Source organism: Leifsonia sp. 2TAF2, assembly GCF_052115085.1.
GTDB lineage: Bacteria > Actinomycetota > Actinomycetes > Actinomycetales > Microbacteriaceae > Leifsonia.
Map to the genome: position 1 here is coordinate 506,838 of NZ_JBFRFY010000002.1, position 17,080 is coordinate 523,917.

Annotated in this window: 14 protein-coding genes; 11 read left to right on the top strand and 3 right to left on the bottom strand. The window is 69.3% G+C overall.

The genetic code is table 11. The features are described 5' to 3' along the window. The first annotated feature begins 44 nt into the window (after nt 1–44). The 7 genes from AB4Z18_RS14675 to AB4Z18_RS14705 all read left to right on the top strand — a co-directional run bounded on the left by AB4Z18_RS14675 (nt 45) and on the right by AB4Z18_RS14705 (nt 9,439). A complete protein-coding gene (locus tag AB4Z18_RS14675; RefSeq protein ID WP_441783472.1) occupies nt 45–818 on the top strand; it encodes an SDR family NAD(P)-dependent oxidoreductase in 774 nt (257 codons plus the stop codon). Nucleotides 819–855: 37 nt separating this feature from the next. Next, nucleotides 856–1,854, top strand: coding sequence for a LacI family DNA-binding transcriptional regulator (locus tag AB4Z18_RS14680; protein ID WP_441783473.1), 999 nt, complete (start codon nt 856–858; stop codon nt 1,852–1,854). Nucleotides 1,855–1,986: 132 nt separating this feature from the next. Further along, nucleotides 1,987–4,098, top strand: a complete 2,112-nt coding sequence (locus AB4Z18_RS14685; RefSeq protein ID WP_441783474.1) for a beta-galactosidase — start codon at nt 1,987–1,989, stop codon at nt 4,096–4,098. A gap of 28 nt (nt 4,099–4,126) precedes the next feature. Continuing rightward, nucleotides 4,127–5,485 (top strand): ABC transporter substrate-binding protein, encoded by a 1,359-nt coding sequence (locus AB4Z18_RS14690; RefSeq protein WP_441783475.1) that lies wholly within the window; start codon nt 4,127–4,129, stop codon nt 5,483–5,485. A gap of 72 nt (nt 5,486–5,557) precedes the next feature. Further along, a complete protein-coding gene (locus AB4Z18_RS14695; RefSeq protein WP_441783476.1) occupies nt 5,558–6,511 on the top strand; it encodes a carbohydrate ABC transporter permease in 954 nt (317 codons plus the stop codon). Then, complete coding sequence (locus AB4Z18_RS14700) at nt 6,504–7,445, top strand: carbohydrate ABC transporter permease (RefSeq protein ID WP_441783477.1); 942 nt, start codon at nt 6,504–6,506, stop codon at nt 7,443–7,445. Before AB4Z18_RS14695 ends, AB4Z18_RS14700 begins: the two co-directional genes overlap by 8 nt. Continuing rightward, nucleotides 7,442–9,439: a beta-galactosidase gene (locus tag AB4Z18_RS14705; protein ID WP_441783478.1), complete on the top strand. Its 1,998-nt coding sequence runs from the start codon at nt 7,442–7,444 to the stop codon at nt 9,437–9,439. Before AB4Z18_RS14700 ends, AB4Z18_RS14705 begins: the two co-directional genes overlap by 4 nt. 10 nt (nt 9,440–9,449) lie before the next feature. Here AB4Z18_RS14705 and AB4Z18_RS14710 read toward each other — a convergent pair whose 3' ends face one another. Continuing rightward, on the bottom strand, nt 9,450–10,316 hold the full coding sequence (locus AB4Z18_RS14710; protein ID WP_441783479.1) for a LysR family transcriptional regulator: 867 nt from the start codon (nt 10,314–10,316) through the stop codon (nt 9,450–9,452). 116 nt (nt 10,317–10,432) lie between these two features. On the opposite strand from AB4Z18_RS14710, the gene AB4Z18_RS14715 reads away from it, so the two are divergent. Then, a complete protein-coding gene (locus tag AB4Z18_RS14715; protein WP_441783480.1) occupies nt 10,433–11,152 on the top strand; it encodes an SDR family oxidoreductase in 720 nt (239 codons plus the stop codon). A gap of 24 nt (nt 11,153–11,176) precedes the next feature. On the opposite strand, the gene AB4Z18_RS14720 is transcribed toward AB4Z18_RS14715, so the two are convergent. Continuing rightward, nucleotides 11,177–12,091, bottom strand: coding sequence for an AraC family transcriptional regulator N-terminal domain-containing protein (locus AB4Z18_RS14720; RefSeq protein WP_441783481.1), 915 nt, complete (start codon nt 12,089–12,091; stop codon nt 11,177–11,179). Nucleotides 12,092–12,249: 158 nt separating this feature from the next. On the opposite strand from AB4Z18_RS14720, the gene AB4Z18_RS14725 reads away from it, so the two are divergent. Next, entirely contained in the window at nt 12,250–13,293 is a 1,044-nt protein-coding gene (locus tag AB4Z18_RS14725) for an aldo/keto reductase (RefSeq protein WP_441783482.1), read from the top strand. A 17-nt stretch (nt 13,294–13,310) separates the two neighbouring features. On the opposite strand, the gene AB4Z18_RS14730 is transcribed toward AB4Z18_RS14725, so the two are convergent. Beyond that, on the bottom strand, nt 13,311–13,940 hold the full coding sequence (locus AB4Z18_RS14730; RefSeq protein ID WP_441783483.1) for a TetR family transcriptional regulator: 630 nt from the start codon (nt 13,938–13,940) through the stop codon (nt 13,311–13,313). An 84-nt stretch (nt 13,941–14,024) separates the two neighbouring features. Here AB4Z18_RS14730 and AB4Z18_RS14735 point away from each other — a divergent pair, with 84 nt between their 5' ends. Together AB4Z18_RS14735 and AB4Z18_RS14740 are read left to right on the top strand one after the other, a co-directional pair. Continuing rightward, nucleotides 14,025–15,455: a purine-cytosine permease family protein gene (locus AB4Z18_RS14735; RefSeq protein ID WP_441783484.1), complete on the top strand. Its 1,431-nt coding sequence runs from the start codon at nt 14,025–14,027 to the stop codon at nt 15,453–15,455. Further along, the gene (locus AB4Z18_RS14740) at nt 15,452–17,080 is read left to right on the top strand and encodes an amidohydrolase (RefSeq protein WP_441783485.1); all 1,629 of its coding nucleotides are present in this window, start codon (nt 15,452–15,454) and stop codon (nt 17,078–17,080) included. The genes AB4Z18_RS14735 and AB4Z18_RS14740 overlap by 4 nt, the downstream gene beginning before the upstream one ends.

A 17,080-nucleotide genomic window follows, 5' to 3' on the forward strand; every position in this document is an offset into this window, starting at 1 on the left:
GGCGGCCCTAGCCGCGGGCCACCGGCCTCCCCTAGTCTCGCGCCGTGGATCTCGAACTCAGCAGCAAGCGCGCAGTCGTCACCGGAGCGAGCCGGGGGATCGGGCTGGCCATCGCCCGCGCCCTCATCCGGGAGGGGGCGACAGTGACCGGCATCGCCCGAAGGAGCACCCCCGAGACGGCGGCGCTGCAGCAGGAGGGCGGATTCGAGCTCCTCGAGGCCGACCTGAGCAGCGACGACGACATCATCGCCGTGGCGGCGCGGCTTTCCGGACCGGTCGACATCCTGGTGAACAACGTCGGTTCGGCTCCGCCGCGGCCCGGCGGATTCCCCAGCATCACCGACGAGCAGTGGTCGAACACGTACCAGCTGAACGCCCTGGCCGCGGTCCGGACCACCCGCGCGCTGTTCGATCGCATCCCCGACGGCGGATGCGTCGTGAACATCGCCTCCGAGAACGCGATCCTCGCCGACCCACTGGTGATGGACTACAGCGCGGCGAAGGCCGCCCTCCTGAGCTTCACGAAGTCGCTCTCGAAGGAGGTCGGGCACCGCGGCATCCGGGTCAACTCGATCAGCCCCGGGCCCGTCGCGACGGATCTGTGGCTGGGAGCCGGCGGGGTCGCACAGACGGTCGCGGCGGCCAGCGGCGGTGACCCGGCGCAGGTGAAGCGCGGCGCCGAGGAGTCGATGGTGACCGGACGGTTCACGACACCGGAGGAGGTCGCGGCGCTCACCGTCATGCTCGCGAGCCCGCTGCTGGGAAACCTGACGGGGTCGGATGTGGTCATCGACGGGGGCCTCCGGCAGACGATGTGAGGAAGCCCGGCCGTCGGCGGTGGCTACACTACAGTTCATGAAGCGCGCCACCATCTACGATGTGGCACGTCAGGCGGGAGTCTCGCACCAGACGGTCACCCGCTTCCTCAACGGTTTCGAGGGCATCCGCCCGACGACGCGGGCGAAGGTCCAGGCCGCGATCGACGAGTTGAACTACCGGCCGAACGGGGCAGCCCGCTGGCTGCGGTCGCGGCAGTCGAACCGCATCGGCATCCTGGCGCACCGCATGGAACTGTCCGGCCCCGGCCGCATCATCGCCGGCGCCACGACGGCGGCGCGCAGCCGCGGGTACGTCCTCGACATCGCGTCGATGGACGGCGAGGACGTGGACTCGGTGGATGCGGCGCTCGACGTCGTCATGGAGCACCAGATCGCCGGCGTCTTCGCGACCGCCCAGACGAACGCGGTCCGCGTCGCGGTCGCGAACCGCAACATCGACGTTCCGATCTCCGTCGACTCGGGGGAGGGGCTGGCGTCGTTCGGCGCCAATCCGCGTGCGCATCCCGGCAGGCTCGCCGCCGGCCATCTGGCCGACCTCGGTCACCGCCGGGTCGCCTTCGTGAACGGGCCAGAGGTGTGGATCGCAGCGGGCGAGCGGCGGACGGGTTTCCTGGACGTGGCCTCCGAGCGCGGTCTCGAGGTGGTCTGGGAGCACGACGGCGACTGGTCGGCGGAGGCCGGCTATCGGGCGGCGCACGACCTGCCGGACGGGGTCACCGCGGTCGCGCTCGCCAACGACAGCATGGCCATCGGGCTGATCTTCGGGCTCGCGGAGCGCGGTGTGCGCGTGCCGGAGGATGTCAGCGTGATCGGGATGGACGACGCACCGGAGTCGCGGTTCCACCTCCCGTCGCTCACCACCATCCGGCTCGATTTCGAGGGCGAGGGCGCGTATCTGATGAACGTGCTGATCGCGAAGATCGAGGGGGAGGACGTCGCTGACGTGCCCGGCTACCGCCTCCCCGAACTCGTGCACAGGGGGTCGACGACGGCCGTCCGTGCACCGGAAAGGTAACCATCCGGTCTCGGTGCTTGTGCGCCGGGCGACGGTCTGTGTAGCATCGCACCCACCTAATGTTGTCGACAACATTCCAGAATCACCACGCAAATGTTGTCGATAACAGCGTGACGATGCGAAAGGTCGACGATGACCCAGAACCCCCCGTTCCCCGGCGTGCTCTTCGGAGCCGCCTACTACGCCGAGTACCAGGAGGCGGGCACGCTCGATCGCGACCTCGACCTGATGGTCGAAGCCGGGTTCACCGTGATCCGCGTCGGCGAGTCGGTGTGGTCGACGTGGGAACCGCGCAACGGGGAGTTCGACCTCGACTGGCTCCAGCCGGTGCTCGACGGCGCGCACGCGCGGGGCATCGCCGTCATCCTGGGCACCCCCACGTACGCCATCCCGCCGTGGCTGCAGACGCTCCACCCGGAGATCGCGGCGGTCGACGGCGACGGGCACGCGATGGGATGGGGAGCGCGGCAGGAGATGGACCAGTCCGTGCCCGTGTACCGCTGGTACGCGGAGCGGATCATCCGGAAGGTGGTCGCCCGCTACGCCGACCATCCCGCCGTCATCGGCTACCAGGTCGACAACGAGCCGGGCAACAACCTGCCGCACAACGAGAGCACGTTCCAGGCATTCGTCGGCTGGCTGCGCGAACGCTACGGCACCGTCGAACGGCTGAACGACGAGTGGGGTCTGGTCTACTGGTCGCACCGCATCGCCGAGTGGTCGGAGCTCTGGCGCCCCGGGGGCAACCGGATGCCGCAGTACCAGCTCGAATGGCGCCGGTTCCAGGGCGAGCAGGCCACCGACCTGATCGCCTGGCAGGCCGCGATCGTCCGCGAGTACGCCAGAGATGACCAGTTCGTCACCACCTGCATCTCGTACTCCCGGCCGCAGATCTCCGACGACGAGCTCGTGGCCTCCCTCGACATCACCGCGGGCAACCCGTACTACCTGATGCAGGACGGCCTCTCCGCCGACGTCGACCTTCCGCGGCGGGCGCAGTGGTGGCACACCGGGCCGTGGGCCCTGTTCCAGTGGGCCGACCGGGCGTTCTCCTCGGCGCAGGAGCGCTTCCTCGTGACCGAGACGAATGCGCAGTCGATCGGCGGGCCCTGGCAGAACCAGCCCCCGTATCCCGGGCAGATCAAGCAGGCGGCGTTCGCGCTGGTGAGCCGCGGTGCCCGGATGGTCGAGTACTGGCACTGGCACACGCTGCACTTCGGGGTGGAGACCTACTGGGGCGGCGTGCTGCCGCACAGCCAGGTGCCTGGCCGCATCTATCGTGAGGTCGCCGAGCTCGGCGCGAGCCTGAAGCGCATCGGCGGCGCCCTCGACGGGTTCGAGCCGGATGCGGACGTGCTCATGCTGCACTCCACCGACACCAAGTGGTCGTTCGAGTTCTATCCGCCTCTCGCGACGGACGACGGCGGCCCCGACCCGGAGTCGTACGGCCGCATCGCCGACGCCTTCTACCGCGGGTTCAGCGAGACCGGCGCGCAGGTACGCGTGCAGCACACACGACAGTTCGTCCAGCACTCCGCGACCGACCTGGTCGAGCGGTATCCGGTGCTCGTCGCAGCTGCCGAGTATGTCGCCGACGATGCGGTGCTGGATGCGCTGCGGGCGTACGCCGAAGCGGGCGGCCACCTGGTGCTCGGCATCCGCACCGGCTACGGCGACGAGCTGGCCCGCGCCCGCCGCGGCGTCGCGCCGGACCGCCTGCACGACGCGGCCGGCGTCTGGTACGACGAGTACAGCAACCTGGCCGAGCCGCTGGACGTCACGGCGACCGGCACGGCCGGCACGGCCATCGAGCTGGAGCCGGGTTCGCAGGCCACCGCCTGGGTCGACGTGCTCAACCTCGACGGCGCCGAGACGGTCGTCTCCTACGAGCCGACGGAACTGGGCGCCGACGCCGCGATCACGACGGCGTCCATCGGCGCGGGGCGGATCACCTACGTCGGCACCGTCCCGAACCGGGAGCTCGCACGCAGCCTCGCGCGCTGGCTCGTGCCCGAGACGGCAGCATCCACCTGGGATGCCCAGTCGCCGGTCACGGTCAGCACCGGGCGCTCGGGCGAGAAGACCGTCACCTTCGTCCACAACTGGTCCGGACGGCCGCACCAGGTCGACGTGCCCGTCGACAGCATCCACGTCGAGACCGGCGAGCGGTACGCCGCCGGATCCCGCTTCACCCTCGAACCGCGCGACGTCGCCGTGTTCGAGGCCGCCGGTTCACAGGCGTGACCGGAACACCGAGAGAAAGAGAACGCTCATGAGGAAGAAAGCACCGAGAGCAGCGATGGCGCTGGGGACCGGTCTGCTGGCCGTGGCCCTGGTGCTGACCGGTTGCACCGGAGGCGGTGGAGGGACGAGCGGCGACACCAAGCCGGTCTCGCAGTCCGACATCGACAAGGCGATGAAGACGCCGACGACGCTGACGTTCTGGACCTGGGTCCCGGACATCAAGAACGAGGTCGCCCTCTTCGAGAAGAAGTACCCCGCGATCAAGGTCAACGTCGAGAACGTCGGCCAGGGCGCACCGCACTACCAGAAGCTCCGCACGGCGCTGAAGGCAGGCAAGGGCGCTCCGGATGTCGCCCAGGTCGAGTTCCAGTACATCTCGTCCTTCACCGTCACCGACAGCCTCCTGAACCTGAAGCCGTACGGTGCCGGGGACCTGGCGAACCAGTACGTGCCCTGGGTGTGGAACCAGGTCAAGCAGAACGACGGCGTCTACGCGGTCCCGCAGGACTCCGGCCCGATGGGGAACCTGTACCGCAAGGACATCCTGGAGAAGGCCGGCGTCACCGAGCCACCCACCACCTGGGACCAGTACGCGACCGACGCCGCGACGGTCAAGTCGAAGACCGGTGTCTTCATGTCGAACCTGGCGTCCAGCCAGGCGGGCCAGATGCTCGGGCTCCTCTGGCAGGCCGGCGTCAAGCCGTTCGGCTACGACGGCAAGAAGGGCGTCACCGTGGATGTGAACAGCGCCGAGGCGAAGAAGGTCGCGGCGTACTGGCAGGACCTCATCCAGAAGGGATACGTCTCCACCGACCCCGACTTCACCGACAGCTGGTACCAGGGTCTGGCGAACGGCAAGTACGCCGGATGGCTGACGGCCGCGTGGGCGCCCGTCTTCCTGCAGGGGACGGCCGCCAAGACCTCGGGTCTGTGGCGCGCAGCCGAACTCCCGCAGACGCCGGGAACCAAGCCGGCCTCGGGCAACTGGGGCGGATCCTCCGACGCGGTCCTGAAGACCACGAAGAACCCGATCGCCGCGTACGAGCTGGCCAAGTTCATCAACAACGACCCGCAGTCGACGCTGATGTTCGCGAACAAGCAGTTCCTGTTCCCGACGTTGAACTCGACCTTGAAGGATCCGGCTTTCGTCGATCAGCAGGCGCCGTTCTACGGAGGCCAGAAGGTGAACGAGCTGTTCGCGAAGATCTCGACCACCGTCGACACCAAGTTCGAGTGGCTGCCCTACATGGACTACGCCTACTCCAGCTACACCGAGACGATGGGTAAAGCGCTCGCCGCAAAGGGCGACCTGTCCGCAGGCCTCGACGCCTGGCAGAAGGCCCTCGTCAGCTACGGGACCCAGCAGGGCTTCTCCGTCAACAAGTGACACCTGCGCCGGCGGCGGGATCGGGTCCCGCCGCCGGCCGCAGCGCGACAGGTTCGAACAAGGGAGTTCATCATGACCCAGTCCGTCGCACCCGCCGGGGTGCGAACGCGAGAGCGCACCGAGCGACAACGACCCAGGCGGAGCGCCAACCAGCGCCGGCTGAACCTCGCGGCGTACCTGTTCGTCGCGCCGTTCATGATCGTCTTCGTCGTGATGCTGCTCCTGCCGCTGCTCTACTCCGGCTACCTGAGCCTGTTCACCACCCAGCTCGTCGGCGGCCAGACGTTCGCCTGGTTCGCCAACTACATCCGTGCGTTCACCGACCCGGACTTCCTGGCGGGCATCGGGCGGATGGGCCTCTTCCTGATCATCCAGGTGCCGATCATGCTGGCGCTCTCGCTGTTCTTCGCGCTCGCCCTCGACAGCGGCCGGGTGCGCGGATCGATCGCCCTGCGGCTGCTGATCTTCCTGCCGTTCGCCGTACCCGGGGTCGTCGCCACGCTGATGTGGGGATACCTCTACGGAAACGACTTCGGCCCGATCGCCCAGGCCTTCCGCGGCATCGGCCTCGGCGCTCCCGACCTCTTGAGCGCGCAGAACATGCTCGGCTCGATGATGAACATCGTCACCTGGGCCTTCGTCGGCTACAACATGATCATCATGTACGCGGCTCTGCGTTCGATCCCGACCGAGCTGTTCGAGGCGGCCGAGATCGACGGGGCCAGCCAGTGGCGGGTGGCGTGGAGCATCAAGATCCCGGGCATCCGGCCGGCGATCATCCTGACGGTGATCTTCTCGATCATCGGCACGTTCCAGCTGTTCAACGAGCCGAGCCTGCTGCACGCGCTCGCGCCGAACGTCATCGACAACGGCTACACGCCCAACTACTACGCGTACAACCTCGCCTTCACCAACCAGGACGTCAACTACGCGGCCGCCATCGCGTTCCTGCTCGGGATCCTGATCGCGATCGTGTCCTACGTGGTGCAGCTTTCGGCCCAGCGCAGGGAGATCCGCAATGACTGAGACAGCGACAGACCAGCCGGTGGTGCCGGGCACCGCGGCGACGCCGCGCGGGCGCCGTGCGCGCGGGCAGGCCCGCGCCTACAACCGGGAGAAGCAGCGGAGCACTCTGCTCACCGTGATGCTGTGGATCTGCGCGCTCTACTTCGTGCTGCCGATCGTCTGGCTGTTCATCGCGTCGACCAAGAGCAACGCCGATCTGTTCAGCACGTTCGGGTTCGCCTTCGGCCGCACGTTCGACCTCTTCACGAACATCGGCGCCGTGTTCACGGCGCAGAACGGCATCTACGTGCACTGGGCGATCAACACGCTGGTGTACGCCCTGGTGAGCGCGATCGGCGCATCCCTGCTCGCCACCATGGCCGGTTACGCCTTCGCGAAGTACCGCTTCCCCGGAGCGATCCTGATGTTCAGCGTGGTGCTGGGCGCGATCATGATCCCGCTCACGGCGCTGGCGCTCCCGACGTACCTGATGTTCAGCCAGCTCGGGATCACGAACACGCCGGCGGCCGTCATCGTGCCGTCGCTGGTGAGCCCGTTCGGCGTCTTCCTGATGCGCGTGTACGCGGCCGACGCCATCCCGGATTCGATGATCGAGGCGGGTCGAGTGGATGGGGCCGGCGAGTTCCGCATCTTCTGGCAGGTCGGTCTCCGGCTGCTCGGGCCCGGCATCGTCACCGTCTTCCTGTTCGCCCTCGTCGGGACGTGGAACAACTACTTCCTGCCGCTGATCATGCTGAACAGTTCCGACCTGTACCCGCTCACGGTGGGCCTCGCCCAGCAGCAGGCCACCAGCGCGGCCGGCGGCGGATCTCAGGCCCTGTTCTCCGTCGTCATCACGGGTTCGCTCGTGTCCATCATCCCCCTGGTCATCGCGTTCCTGTTCCTGCAGCGATACTGGACGACCGGACTAGCGAGCGGGAGTGTCAAAGAATGAGCGGATTCCACTACGGCGGCGACTACAACCCCGAGCAGTGGCCGGCGGAGGTCTGGCGCGAGGACGTGGAGCTGATGAACCGCGCCGGAGTGAACCTGGTCTCGGTGGGCATCTTCTCCTGGGCCCGCATCGAACCGCGAGACGGGGAGTTCGACTTCGCCTGGCTGGATGAGGTGATCGACCTGCTCCACGCCGGCGGCGTCCGGGTGGACCTCGCCACGGCGACGGCCTCGCCGCCGCCCTGGCTCGCGGTGAAGCATCCCGAGATGCTCCCCGTCACGGCGCAGGGCGTCACGCTCTGGCCAGGCAGCCGGCAGGCGTACTGCCCGAGCTCGCCGGTCTACCGGCGGTACGCCGCGCGTCTCGTGTCGGCGATCGTCGAGCGCTACGCCGACCATCCGGCTCTTGAGCTCTGGCACGTCAACAACGAGTACGGATGCCACGTCAGCCACTGCTACTGCGACGTCTCGGCCGCAGCGTTCCGCACCTGGCTGGAGGCCAAGTACGGCACGGTCGAGGCGTTGAACGACGCGTGGGGGACCGCCTTCTGGTCGCAGCACTACGACGGATTCGACGAGGTCTTCCCGCCGCGTGCCGCTCCGACCTTCCAGAACCCGACCCAGCTGCTCGATTTCGATCGCTTCAGCTCGGACGAGTTGCGCGCGTGCTACCGGGCCGAAGCCGACATCATCCGGTCGCGGTCGACGGTCCCGATCACGACGAATTTCATGGGCTTCTTCAAGCCGGCCGACTACTGGGCGTGGGCCCAGGAGGTCGACATCGTCTCGGACGACTCCTACCCGGATCCGGCCGACCCGCTGTCGCCGACGTACGCCGCCATGCAGCGCGACCTGATGCGCTCCCTCGGCGGGGGAAAGCCGTGGCTGCTGATGGAGCAGTCTCCCGGTGCGGTGAACTGGCGCGAACGCAACGCGGCCAAGACGCCCGGGCAGATGCGGGCGTGGTCGTACCAGAGCATCGGGCGGGGCGCCGACGGCATCCTGTTCTTCCAGTGGCGGCAGGCCGTCGCCGGGGCGGAGAAGTTCCACGCGGGGATGGTGCCGCATGGCGGTACGGACACCCGGATCTTCCGCGAGGTCGAGCAGCTCGGCACCGAACTGAGGGAGCTGTCCGGCGAGGACGGTCTCCTCGGTCAGCCGGTGCCCGCGCAGGTCGCGATCGTTTTCGACTGGGATTCGTGGTGGGCGATCGAGCAGAAGGCCTCCCCGACGGCCATCCAGTACCTCGCGGGCGTGTTCGCCTGGTACCGGGGGCTCGCGGCAGCAGGCGTGACCGTCGACTTCGTCCAACCGACCGGCGACCTCGCGGGCTACCGCGTCGTGGTCGTCCCCTCGCTCTTCGTCGCAAGCGATGAACAGCTGGATGCGCTGGATGCGTACGCGAGCCAGGGCGGCACGCTCATCGTCGGCTACCTGACCGGGATCCTCGACAAGAACCTGCACGTGCGCACCGGCGGCTACCTCGGCACGCTCCAGCAGACGCTGGGCGTCTGGGTGGAGGAGTTCGCCCCGCCGGCGGCCCCGGACCTGGCCGCACTCGGCGGAGGCGAGCCTCCCGCTGTCCGGGTCCGCGGCGAGGCCGTCGGTGGCGAAGCCTCCGCCTCGCTCTGGTCGGAGTACGTCCGGGTCGAGACGGCCAGCGTCGCGGCGGTCTTCGACGGCGGAGCACTGGACGGCCATGCCGCCGTCACCCGGCACGCTCGGGGCGACGGGACCGCATGGTACGTGGCCACCCAGCTCGATGACGGACCCCTCGGCGCGCTGCTGGAGGGCGTGCTCGCCTCAGCGCGCGTCGACCGGCTGCCGGTCGTCGCGGGAGTCGAGTTCGTCCGCCGCGGCCGCATCCTGGTGGCCATCAACCACTCCGAGGATGCCGTGACGATCGACGTGCCCGGCACGGACGTCCTCACCGGAGCCTCGGCGTCGGGCCTCCGCTTGGGAGCGCAGGGGGTGGCGCTCGTCGCAGAGGCCTGACTCGGCCGGCTTACTTCGGGTCGCGGGCGATGGCCACGAACGCGTCGATGAGGGCGGACCGTCTGCCGCCATCCCATCCGAGGAGAACGTCGGTCGGGGGCAGATCCGACACCGAAACGACGGCGACGTCGTCCCGCCGGTAGAAGTGCGCGGTCGACAGCGGGAGGATCGCGATGCCGTTGCCCACCGCGACCAGCTCGAGTTTCTCCTCAACAGTCCGGCCGGGTGGACGAACCCGGCCGGGCCGGCGCCGCATCTCGATCGCGATGGCCTCCCACTCCGGCACGGCGGCCGGATCCTGAAGCAGGTGTTCTCCCGCAAGGTCGGCCATCAGCACACTCGACGCGGTTGCCAGCTCGTGATCCGCCGGGAGCACGACCACGCGCGGTTCGGAGAACAGCAGCTCGGTCGCCAGTCCCGCGCCGTCGAAGGGTCGCCGCAGGTAACTGACGTCCGCGCGGCCGTCGTGGAGCACGCGGACCTGGTCGTCCCAGCTGGTGCGCATGACCTGGATCGTCACATCCGGGTGGGTGCGCTGGAAGGCCCGTACAGCCGAGGTGACCATCAGGCCCGGCATGAAGCCGACGGTGAATTCGGTCTCGCCTCGCGCGGCGATGGCCACCCTGCGCCGCACCGCCGAGGCTGACGCCAGCAGCGACTTCGCCTCCTGGTAGAGCAGCCGACCGGGCTCGGTGAGCTCCGTGCCGCGGGTGTCGCGCACGAACAGCTGCACGCCGAGCTCCGCCTCGAACGCCCGGATCTGCCGGGAGAGGACCGGCTGCGCGATCATCAGCGCCTCGGCAGCGCGCCCGAAGTTGAGCTCGTCGGCGACGGCGACGAAGTACCGCAGCTTCCGGAGGTCGAGGTCGGTGTTCACGCCACAAGCATCGCACGGTCGTTGATACCCGTTGGGTGTCATTCCGAACGAAAGAGGTCTTGGACGGCCGCGATGCGTCGGAGGGATGCTCGATGCGGCTCAACGAAAGGAACCCCATGTCTCTCACTGGCAAGCGCGTCGTCATCATCGGTGGCACCTCCGGAATCGGCTTGGCGACAGCCCACGCCGCGGTCGACGCAGGAGCGGAGGTGGCGATCGCCTCCAGCCGGCAGTCGAGTATCGACGCGGCGCTCGGCGAGCTCTCTGCCGGCGCCACCGGCCGCACCCTCGACGTCCTCGATTCCGCCGCCGTGCAGTCGTTCTTCGCCGAGGTCGGCGCGTTCGACCACCTCGTCTACACAGCCGGGGAGCCGCTCGGGCTCCTGCCGCTGGAAGGACTCGACATCGACGAAGCGCGCACCTTTTTCCAGGTGCGGTACTTCGGCGCGCTGAACGCCGCGAGCGCGGCGGCACGGCACATCCGCCCGGGCGGATCGATCACCCTCACCTCGGGTTCGGCGCGCACCCGTCCCGGCGCCGGCTGGGCGGTCGCGTCCAGCCTGTGCGGTGCGACCACGAGCCTCGCCGGGGCCCTCGCCGTCGAGCTGGCGCCGATCCGCGTGAACGTGGTCGAGCCCGGCATCGTCCGCAGCCCCCTCTGGGGCGGGATGAGCACGGAGGACCAGGAGGCGATGTACCAGCAGCAGGCCGACATCCTCCCGGTCGGCCGGGTCGGGGAGGTCCAGGACGTCGCACACGCGTTCTTGTACTCGATGACCCAGTCGTTCATGACGGGCGCGTCCATCCCGGTGGACGGCGGGGCGCTCCTGGTGTGACGCCCGGGTCCTCGATGCTCGGGCTCAGGGTATCCAGGCGTCCGCGTGCTGGACAGGGGACTGGGCGTCGTCGTTCCGTAGCTCGCGTACATCCTGCCCTGGTGGACGCCCGAAGGCGCGGCGGTACTCCCGGCTGAACTGCGACGGGCTGCCGTAGCCGACGGCGTATCCCGCCTCGGCCACTCCGACCGCTCCCGTGAGCAGCCGGCCTCGGGCTTCGCGCAGCCGCAACGCCTTCTGCCACTGCAGGGGAGTCATCGAGGTCGCTGCGCGGAAATGACGGTGGAAGGTGGACACGCTCATCCCGCTGATCCGAGCCAGGTCGGCCACTGCGACCGGATCGGCGACGTGTTCGCGCATCCAGCCGATCGCCCGTGAAATGTGCGCGATGCTCCCGTCGGCAAGACCGATCTGCCGCACGATGCCGCCTTGCGGCCCGGTGAGCAGGCGCCAGACGATCTCGCGTTCGGTGGCCGGGCCGAGGGCGGCACGGTCGGCCGGGTCGTCCAGCAGGTTCAGCATCCGGCACGCCGCGTCGACCAGACCGGGGGCGGCTGTGCCCACAGCGAGACCGGTGAAGGCGGGCGGTCGTGCGACATCGACCGTGTCCAGCAGCAGTGCGGCGATGACCGCCGGCCGGAGGGCCAGGCTGAACACGACGAACGGGTCGTCACGGGTCGCGTGCTCGACCCGGCCCGTCACCGGAAGGTCGATGGAGACGACCAGGTACTCGCCGGCGCCGTAGACGAACTCCAGGTCGCCCACCGCCGTGCGCTTGCGACCGCCCGCGACCAGGGTCACGGACGGTTCGGACATGGTCGCGGCCGGGGGTGTCCCGTCCCTCACGACGCCGAGGCTGATGCCGTCCACGATGTTCCGGCGGATGCCGCCGCGGGCGTGCCGGATGATCAGATCGCGCAGGTCGGCCAGTTGTGCCATACGGCGAGACAAGCACCATGACGCGCGTCCACGCAATCACGGCGCCCGCATCTGCACGCACGTTGGCAGGATCGTGCACGACCTCCGGAGGATCGGTATAGGGCTCGGCCCTCCCCGGTGATGCGATGGAAGCATCCGCACGAAGGGATGGAGAAACGATGAGACGCAGGATTTTCGGTTCGACGGGATGGTCGGTGAGCGAGCTCGCGCTCGGCACGATGATGTTCGGGGCGATGGGCAACAGTGACCACGACGACGCGGCGCGCGTCATCAACAGCGCGCTCGACGCGGGCATCAATTTCGTCGACACGGCCGACGTGTACTCGGCGGGCGAGTCGGAGATCATCGTCGGGCGAGCTATCGCGGCCCGCCGCGACGAGGTGGTCCTGGCGACCAAGTTCGGCCTCCCGATGGGCGCCGACCCGAATTCGGGTGGTGCATCGCGCCGCTGGATCGTCCGCGCGGTCGAGGACAGCCTCCGGAGGCTGGGCACCGACCGTATCGACCTGTACCAGTTGCACCGCTTAGACGGGAACACCGAACTCACTGAGACGCTGACCGCGCTCGACGACCTCATCCGGTCCGGGAAGGTGCTCGCGGTCGGCGCGTCCACGTTCGCCGCCGAGAAGATCGTCGAGGCTCAGTGGGTGGCCCAGGCTGGCGGGATGCACCGGTTCCTCAGCGAGCAGCCGATGTACTCCATCCTGGGCCGGGTGCCGGAGCGGGCGGTCTTCCCGGTCGCGCAGCAGTACGAGATGGGCGTGCTCACCTACAGCCCGCTGCACGGCGGGTGGCTATCCGGGCGACCGCGGCCCGACACGGGCCACCGCGCACAGACGCGCGGCGCGCTGTACGACCCCGAGACGGAAGCGGGTCGGCGTCGGACGCGTGCGGTGGAGGAACTCCAGCAGGTCGCGGCGGATGCCGGGCTCACCATGCCCCAGCTGGCGATCGCGTTCGTGACCTCGCATCCAGCAGTCACGTCCGCGATCATCGGCCCGCGCACGCAGGAGCAGCTCGACGGACTGCTGACGGCGGCCGACGTCGTGCTGTCGGACGAGGTGCTCGACCGGATCGACGCGATCGTCCCGCCCGGAACGGAGCTCAACGACGACAGCTACGCCGCGACACCTCCCGCCCTCGTGGACCCCGCGCTGCGACGTCGGCAGGAGAAGGCCTCAGCACTCGTCGCGGAGGTCTGATCCGGCTATCCGCCACGCTACCTGCCCGCGACCGCCCTCAGCGTCCCGGGCGGCAGGCCGAGCGTCCACTCGGAGACGTCCGCGACGAAACGGACGTGGGCCGGGTGGCTCAGGTCGTCGGTGCTGTTGACGTAGGAGCCGCCACCGTCGACGGCCATGAGGATGCGGATGCTCGCGCCCTCCGGGTCCACCGGGGCGAAGTCGCCTTCGGCGATGCCGTCCTCGATGATCGCCCGGAGCCGGGCGCGGTCGAGGGCATCCTGGGCGGTCAGGGTCACATCCAGCGACGGGGTGAAGCGGGAGAGGTGGCGCGCGTTCAGCCACAGCCGCGCGAGGGGGAGCGAGGCGCCGGTCTCGATGTGGTGGACGAAGTGCGCCAGCCGTTCGAGGCCGGTGCCTTCGCGCGGGAAGAAGCGCTCGCGCTCGATCGTCGCAGCGCGCACGAAGGCCTCGTCGACCAGGTCTTCTGCGGCGGGGAAATAGTGCGAGATCAGCCCGGGACGCACGCCGAGCCGGGTTGCGACCGCGCGAAGCGTGATCCGCTCGAGGCCCTCGTCGAGCGCGATCACGGCCGCCGCCGCGAGAATCTCCTCCCGGCGTTCCTCCGGCTGCTTGCGGGAGCGGGGAGGGGGCGCGCTTGACTCCATGGGTCCCATGCTATTGAATGACTGACCAACAGCCTATTGGCCGCATGACCAACAGCGATGGAGCTGGGTCAGGAGAGGAACCCCATGTCTGAGACGCGGACCGGCCCCGAGCACTTCGTGGACGCCTCGACGCAGCCCGAGACCCGCGGCATCGAGGTCATCAGCGACTCCGAGCGGCACGGCCGTGCCCGCGACCTCTTCTTCGTATGGGCTGCGCCCGGCGTCAGCATCCTGAACTTCACGATCGGGGCGACGCTCATCCTGCTGGGCCTGGAGATCTGGCAGGCGTTCGCCGTCATCCTCGCCGCGTCGCTGCTCTGGGTCTTCCCGGGGCTGATCGCGGCGAGCGGGCCGGCCGCCGGCACCTCCGGCTCGGTGGTGACCCGGGCGATGTACGGGATCGTCGGCAACAAGCTCTTCGTCGCCTTCGTCGGCTGGTTCATCGGCGCGGTCTTCCTCTCCCTCACCTGGCTCGCCTCCTCGTTCATGGGCGCGGACCTGCTGCGGCGCGTCGGGCTCGATGACCCGGTGTGGGTGCCGATCGGGGTGACGATCGTGGTCTCGGCCGTGACCGTCCTGGTCGCGATCTTCGGGCACGGGCTCATCCTCCGCATCTACCCGGTGATGGCCGTGGTGCTGTTCGCGATCTTCGTTCTCGTCTCGGCGTTCATCCTCCCGACCGTGGACTGGGCGTACACCGCACCCGAGCCGCTCGGTGGGGTGCCGCTGTGGTCGGCGATCACGATCGGGTTCACCATCCTCGCCTCCACGCCGCTGTCGTTCATCAACAGCCCGGACATCGCCCGCTACCTGCCGCGGTCGACGAAGCCGTCGCACATCGCGGCCGCGACCGGGTTCGGCGGGGCGCTGCCGTTCATCGTCTTCACCGCCGTCGGCGTCCTCCTCGCCACCGGCCTGAAGGCGTCCGCGTTCGATGCGGGGATCGACGTCGCCCTCTTCGACCTGCTGCCGGGATGGCTCGGCCCGGTGCTCGTCGTCGGCGTCGTCGTGAATACGATCGCGCTCAATGCGATGACGACGTACACCTCCAGCATGGCCCTGCAGGCGATCGGGTTCCGGTTGAAGCGCATCCCCGCCGCGATCATCGTCGGCCTGGTCGGCACGGCGCTGACGATCTACCTGGTGCTGTCGTCCAGCCTGCTCGAGGCGGCGAACCTGATGCTGCAGTTCCTCGTCATCGTTTCGGGCCCGGCGATGGCCATCTTCGTCGTGGATGTGCTCCAGCGGCACTACGTGTACGACAGCGTCGACCTGTTCGACACCGGTCGGAGCGGTCGCTTCTGGTACTCCGGCGGCTGGAGCATCCCGGGAATCGTGGCGCTCCTGCTCGGTGGTGTGGCGACCGCGCTGTGCCTGTCGACGGACGTCTGGACCGGCCCGATCGGAGTGGCGCTCGGGCACGTGGACCTCTCCGTGCCGATCGGGATGGCGGTCGCCGCCGGCGCCTATCTGCTGTTGAGTCGCACGCGGCTCGGAAAGGAGGGCCGGTCGTGACCGGGCTCGCTGACACGCTGTACCGGAACGGCCGGATCTTCACGGCCGACTCTGACGCGGAGAACCGCTGGGCGACCGCCTTCGCCGTCACCGGCGATCGGATCGTCTGGGTGGGCCGGGAAGGCGGCGAAGAGTCGCCCGCCGCCGAGCGGGTCGTCGACCTGGACGGCCGGCTGGTACTCCCCGGGTTCACGGACGCCCACACCCACCTGCTGATGATGGGTGCGGCGCTGGGGCAGGTGTACCTGACCGGCGCGCGGACGCTCGACGACATCCGGAACCTGCTTCTGGAGGCGCGGGTCGCCGACCCCGCCGCGACGGTGCTGCGTGGGCGCGGCTGGCTGTTCGACGCGGTGCCCGGCGGTGCGCCGACCGCGGCGATGATCGATGACGTGATCTCCGACATCCCCGTCTACCTGGATGCGAACGACTACCACTCCTGCTGGGTCAACTCGGCGGCGCTGGCCGAGCTCGGCATCACGCGCGACACCCCCGACCCGATCGGCGGCGAGATCGTGCGCGACGCGCAAGGGCACCCGACCGGCCTGCTGCTGGAGACAGCCGCGACCCAGTACGCCTGGGCGCAGCGGGATGCGGCGACCACCGACGCCGACCGCGACGCCCAGGTGGAGCGGGCGCTCGCCGCGTACCTTGCGACCGGTGTCACCGGCGCGGTCGACATGGCCATGGACGAGTTCGGGCTGGCCGCCCTGCAGCGAGCGCAGGATCGACGCGGCGGCGAGCTGCCGATCCGCGTGGCCGCCCACTGGCTGATCACGAGCACCGGCGACGATGCGGCCAACCTCGCCCAGATCGCGGAGGCCGCTCGCCTGGCCGCCGAACCATCCACACCCTGGTTGCGGGTGGTCGGGATCAAGCTCATCCTCGACGGGGTGATCGACGCGTGCACGGCGGCGATGCGGCAGCCCTACTCGAACGGCTCGAACGCCGATCCGATCTGGCCGCTGGAGAGGCTGGCGCCGGTCGTGGCGGCGGCGGATGCGGCGGGGCTGCAGATCGCCCAGCACGCCATCGGCGACTACGCCAGCGAGATCGCCCTGGATGCGATCGAGCACGCGATCGAGCAGAACGGCGACCGGCCGCGCCGGCACCGCATCGAGCACCTGGAGTACGCAGCCCCGGGGACCGCGGAGCGGATGGCGCGCCTGGGGGTGACTGCGTCGATGCAGCCGGTGCACGCCGACCCGGCCATCTTCGAGAACTGGGTGGCGATGCTGGGCGACTCCCGGGTCGATCGGGCCTTCCCCTGGCCGGAGTATGAGGACGCCGGCGCGCTGCTGGCCTTTTCGACGGATTCGCCGACCGCGCCGCACGAGGCGCTCGCGAACATGTACGTGGCGTCCACCCGCGCCTCCGCGCTGGTCCCCTCAGTGCCGGCCGCGCAGCCGCAGTACGCGCTGCCGCTGGAGCGCGCGATCGCCCACGCGACTCGGGATGCGGCGTCCTCCGTCGGCGACGGCGCTTGGCGCGGCCGTATCGCGCCGGGTTACGCGGCTGACGTGGCGGTTCTCGACACCGACGTGTTCGAGAGCGGACCCGCGTCCCTGCTGGAGGCGCGCGTGGTGGAGACGATCGTCGCCGGCCGGACGGCCCACACCGGCTAG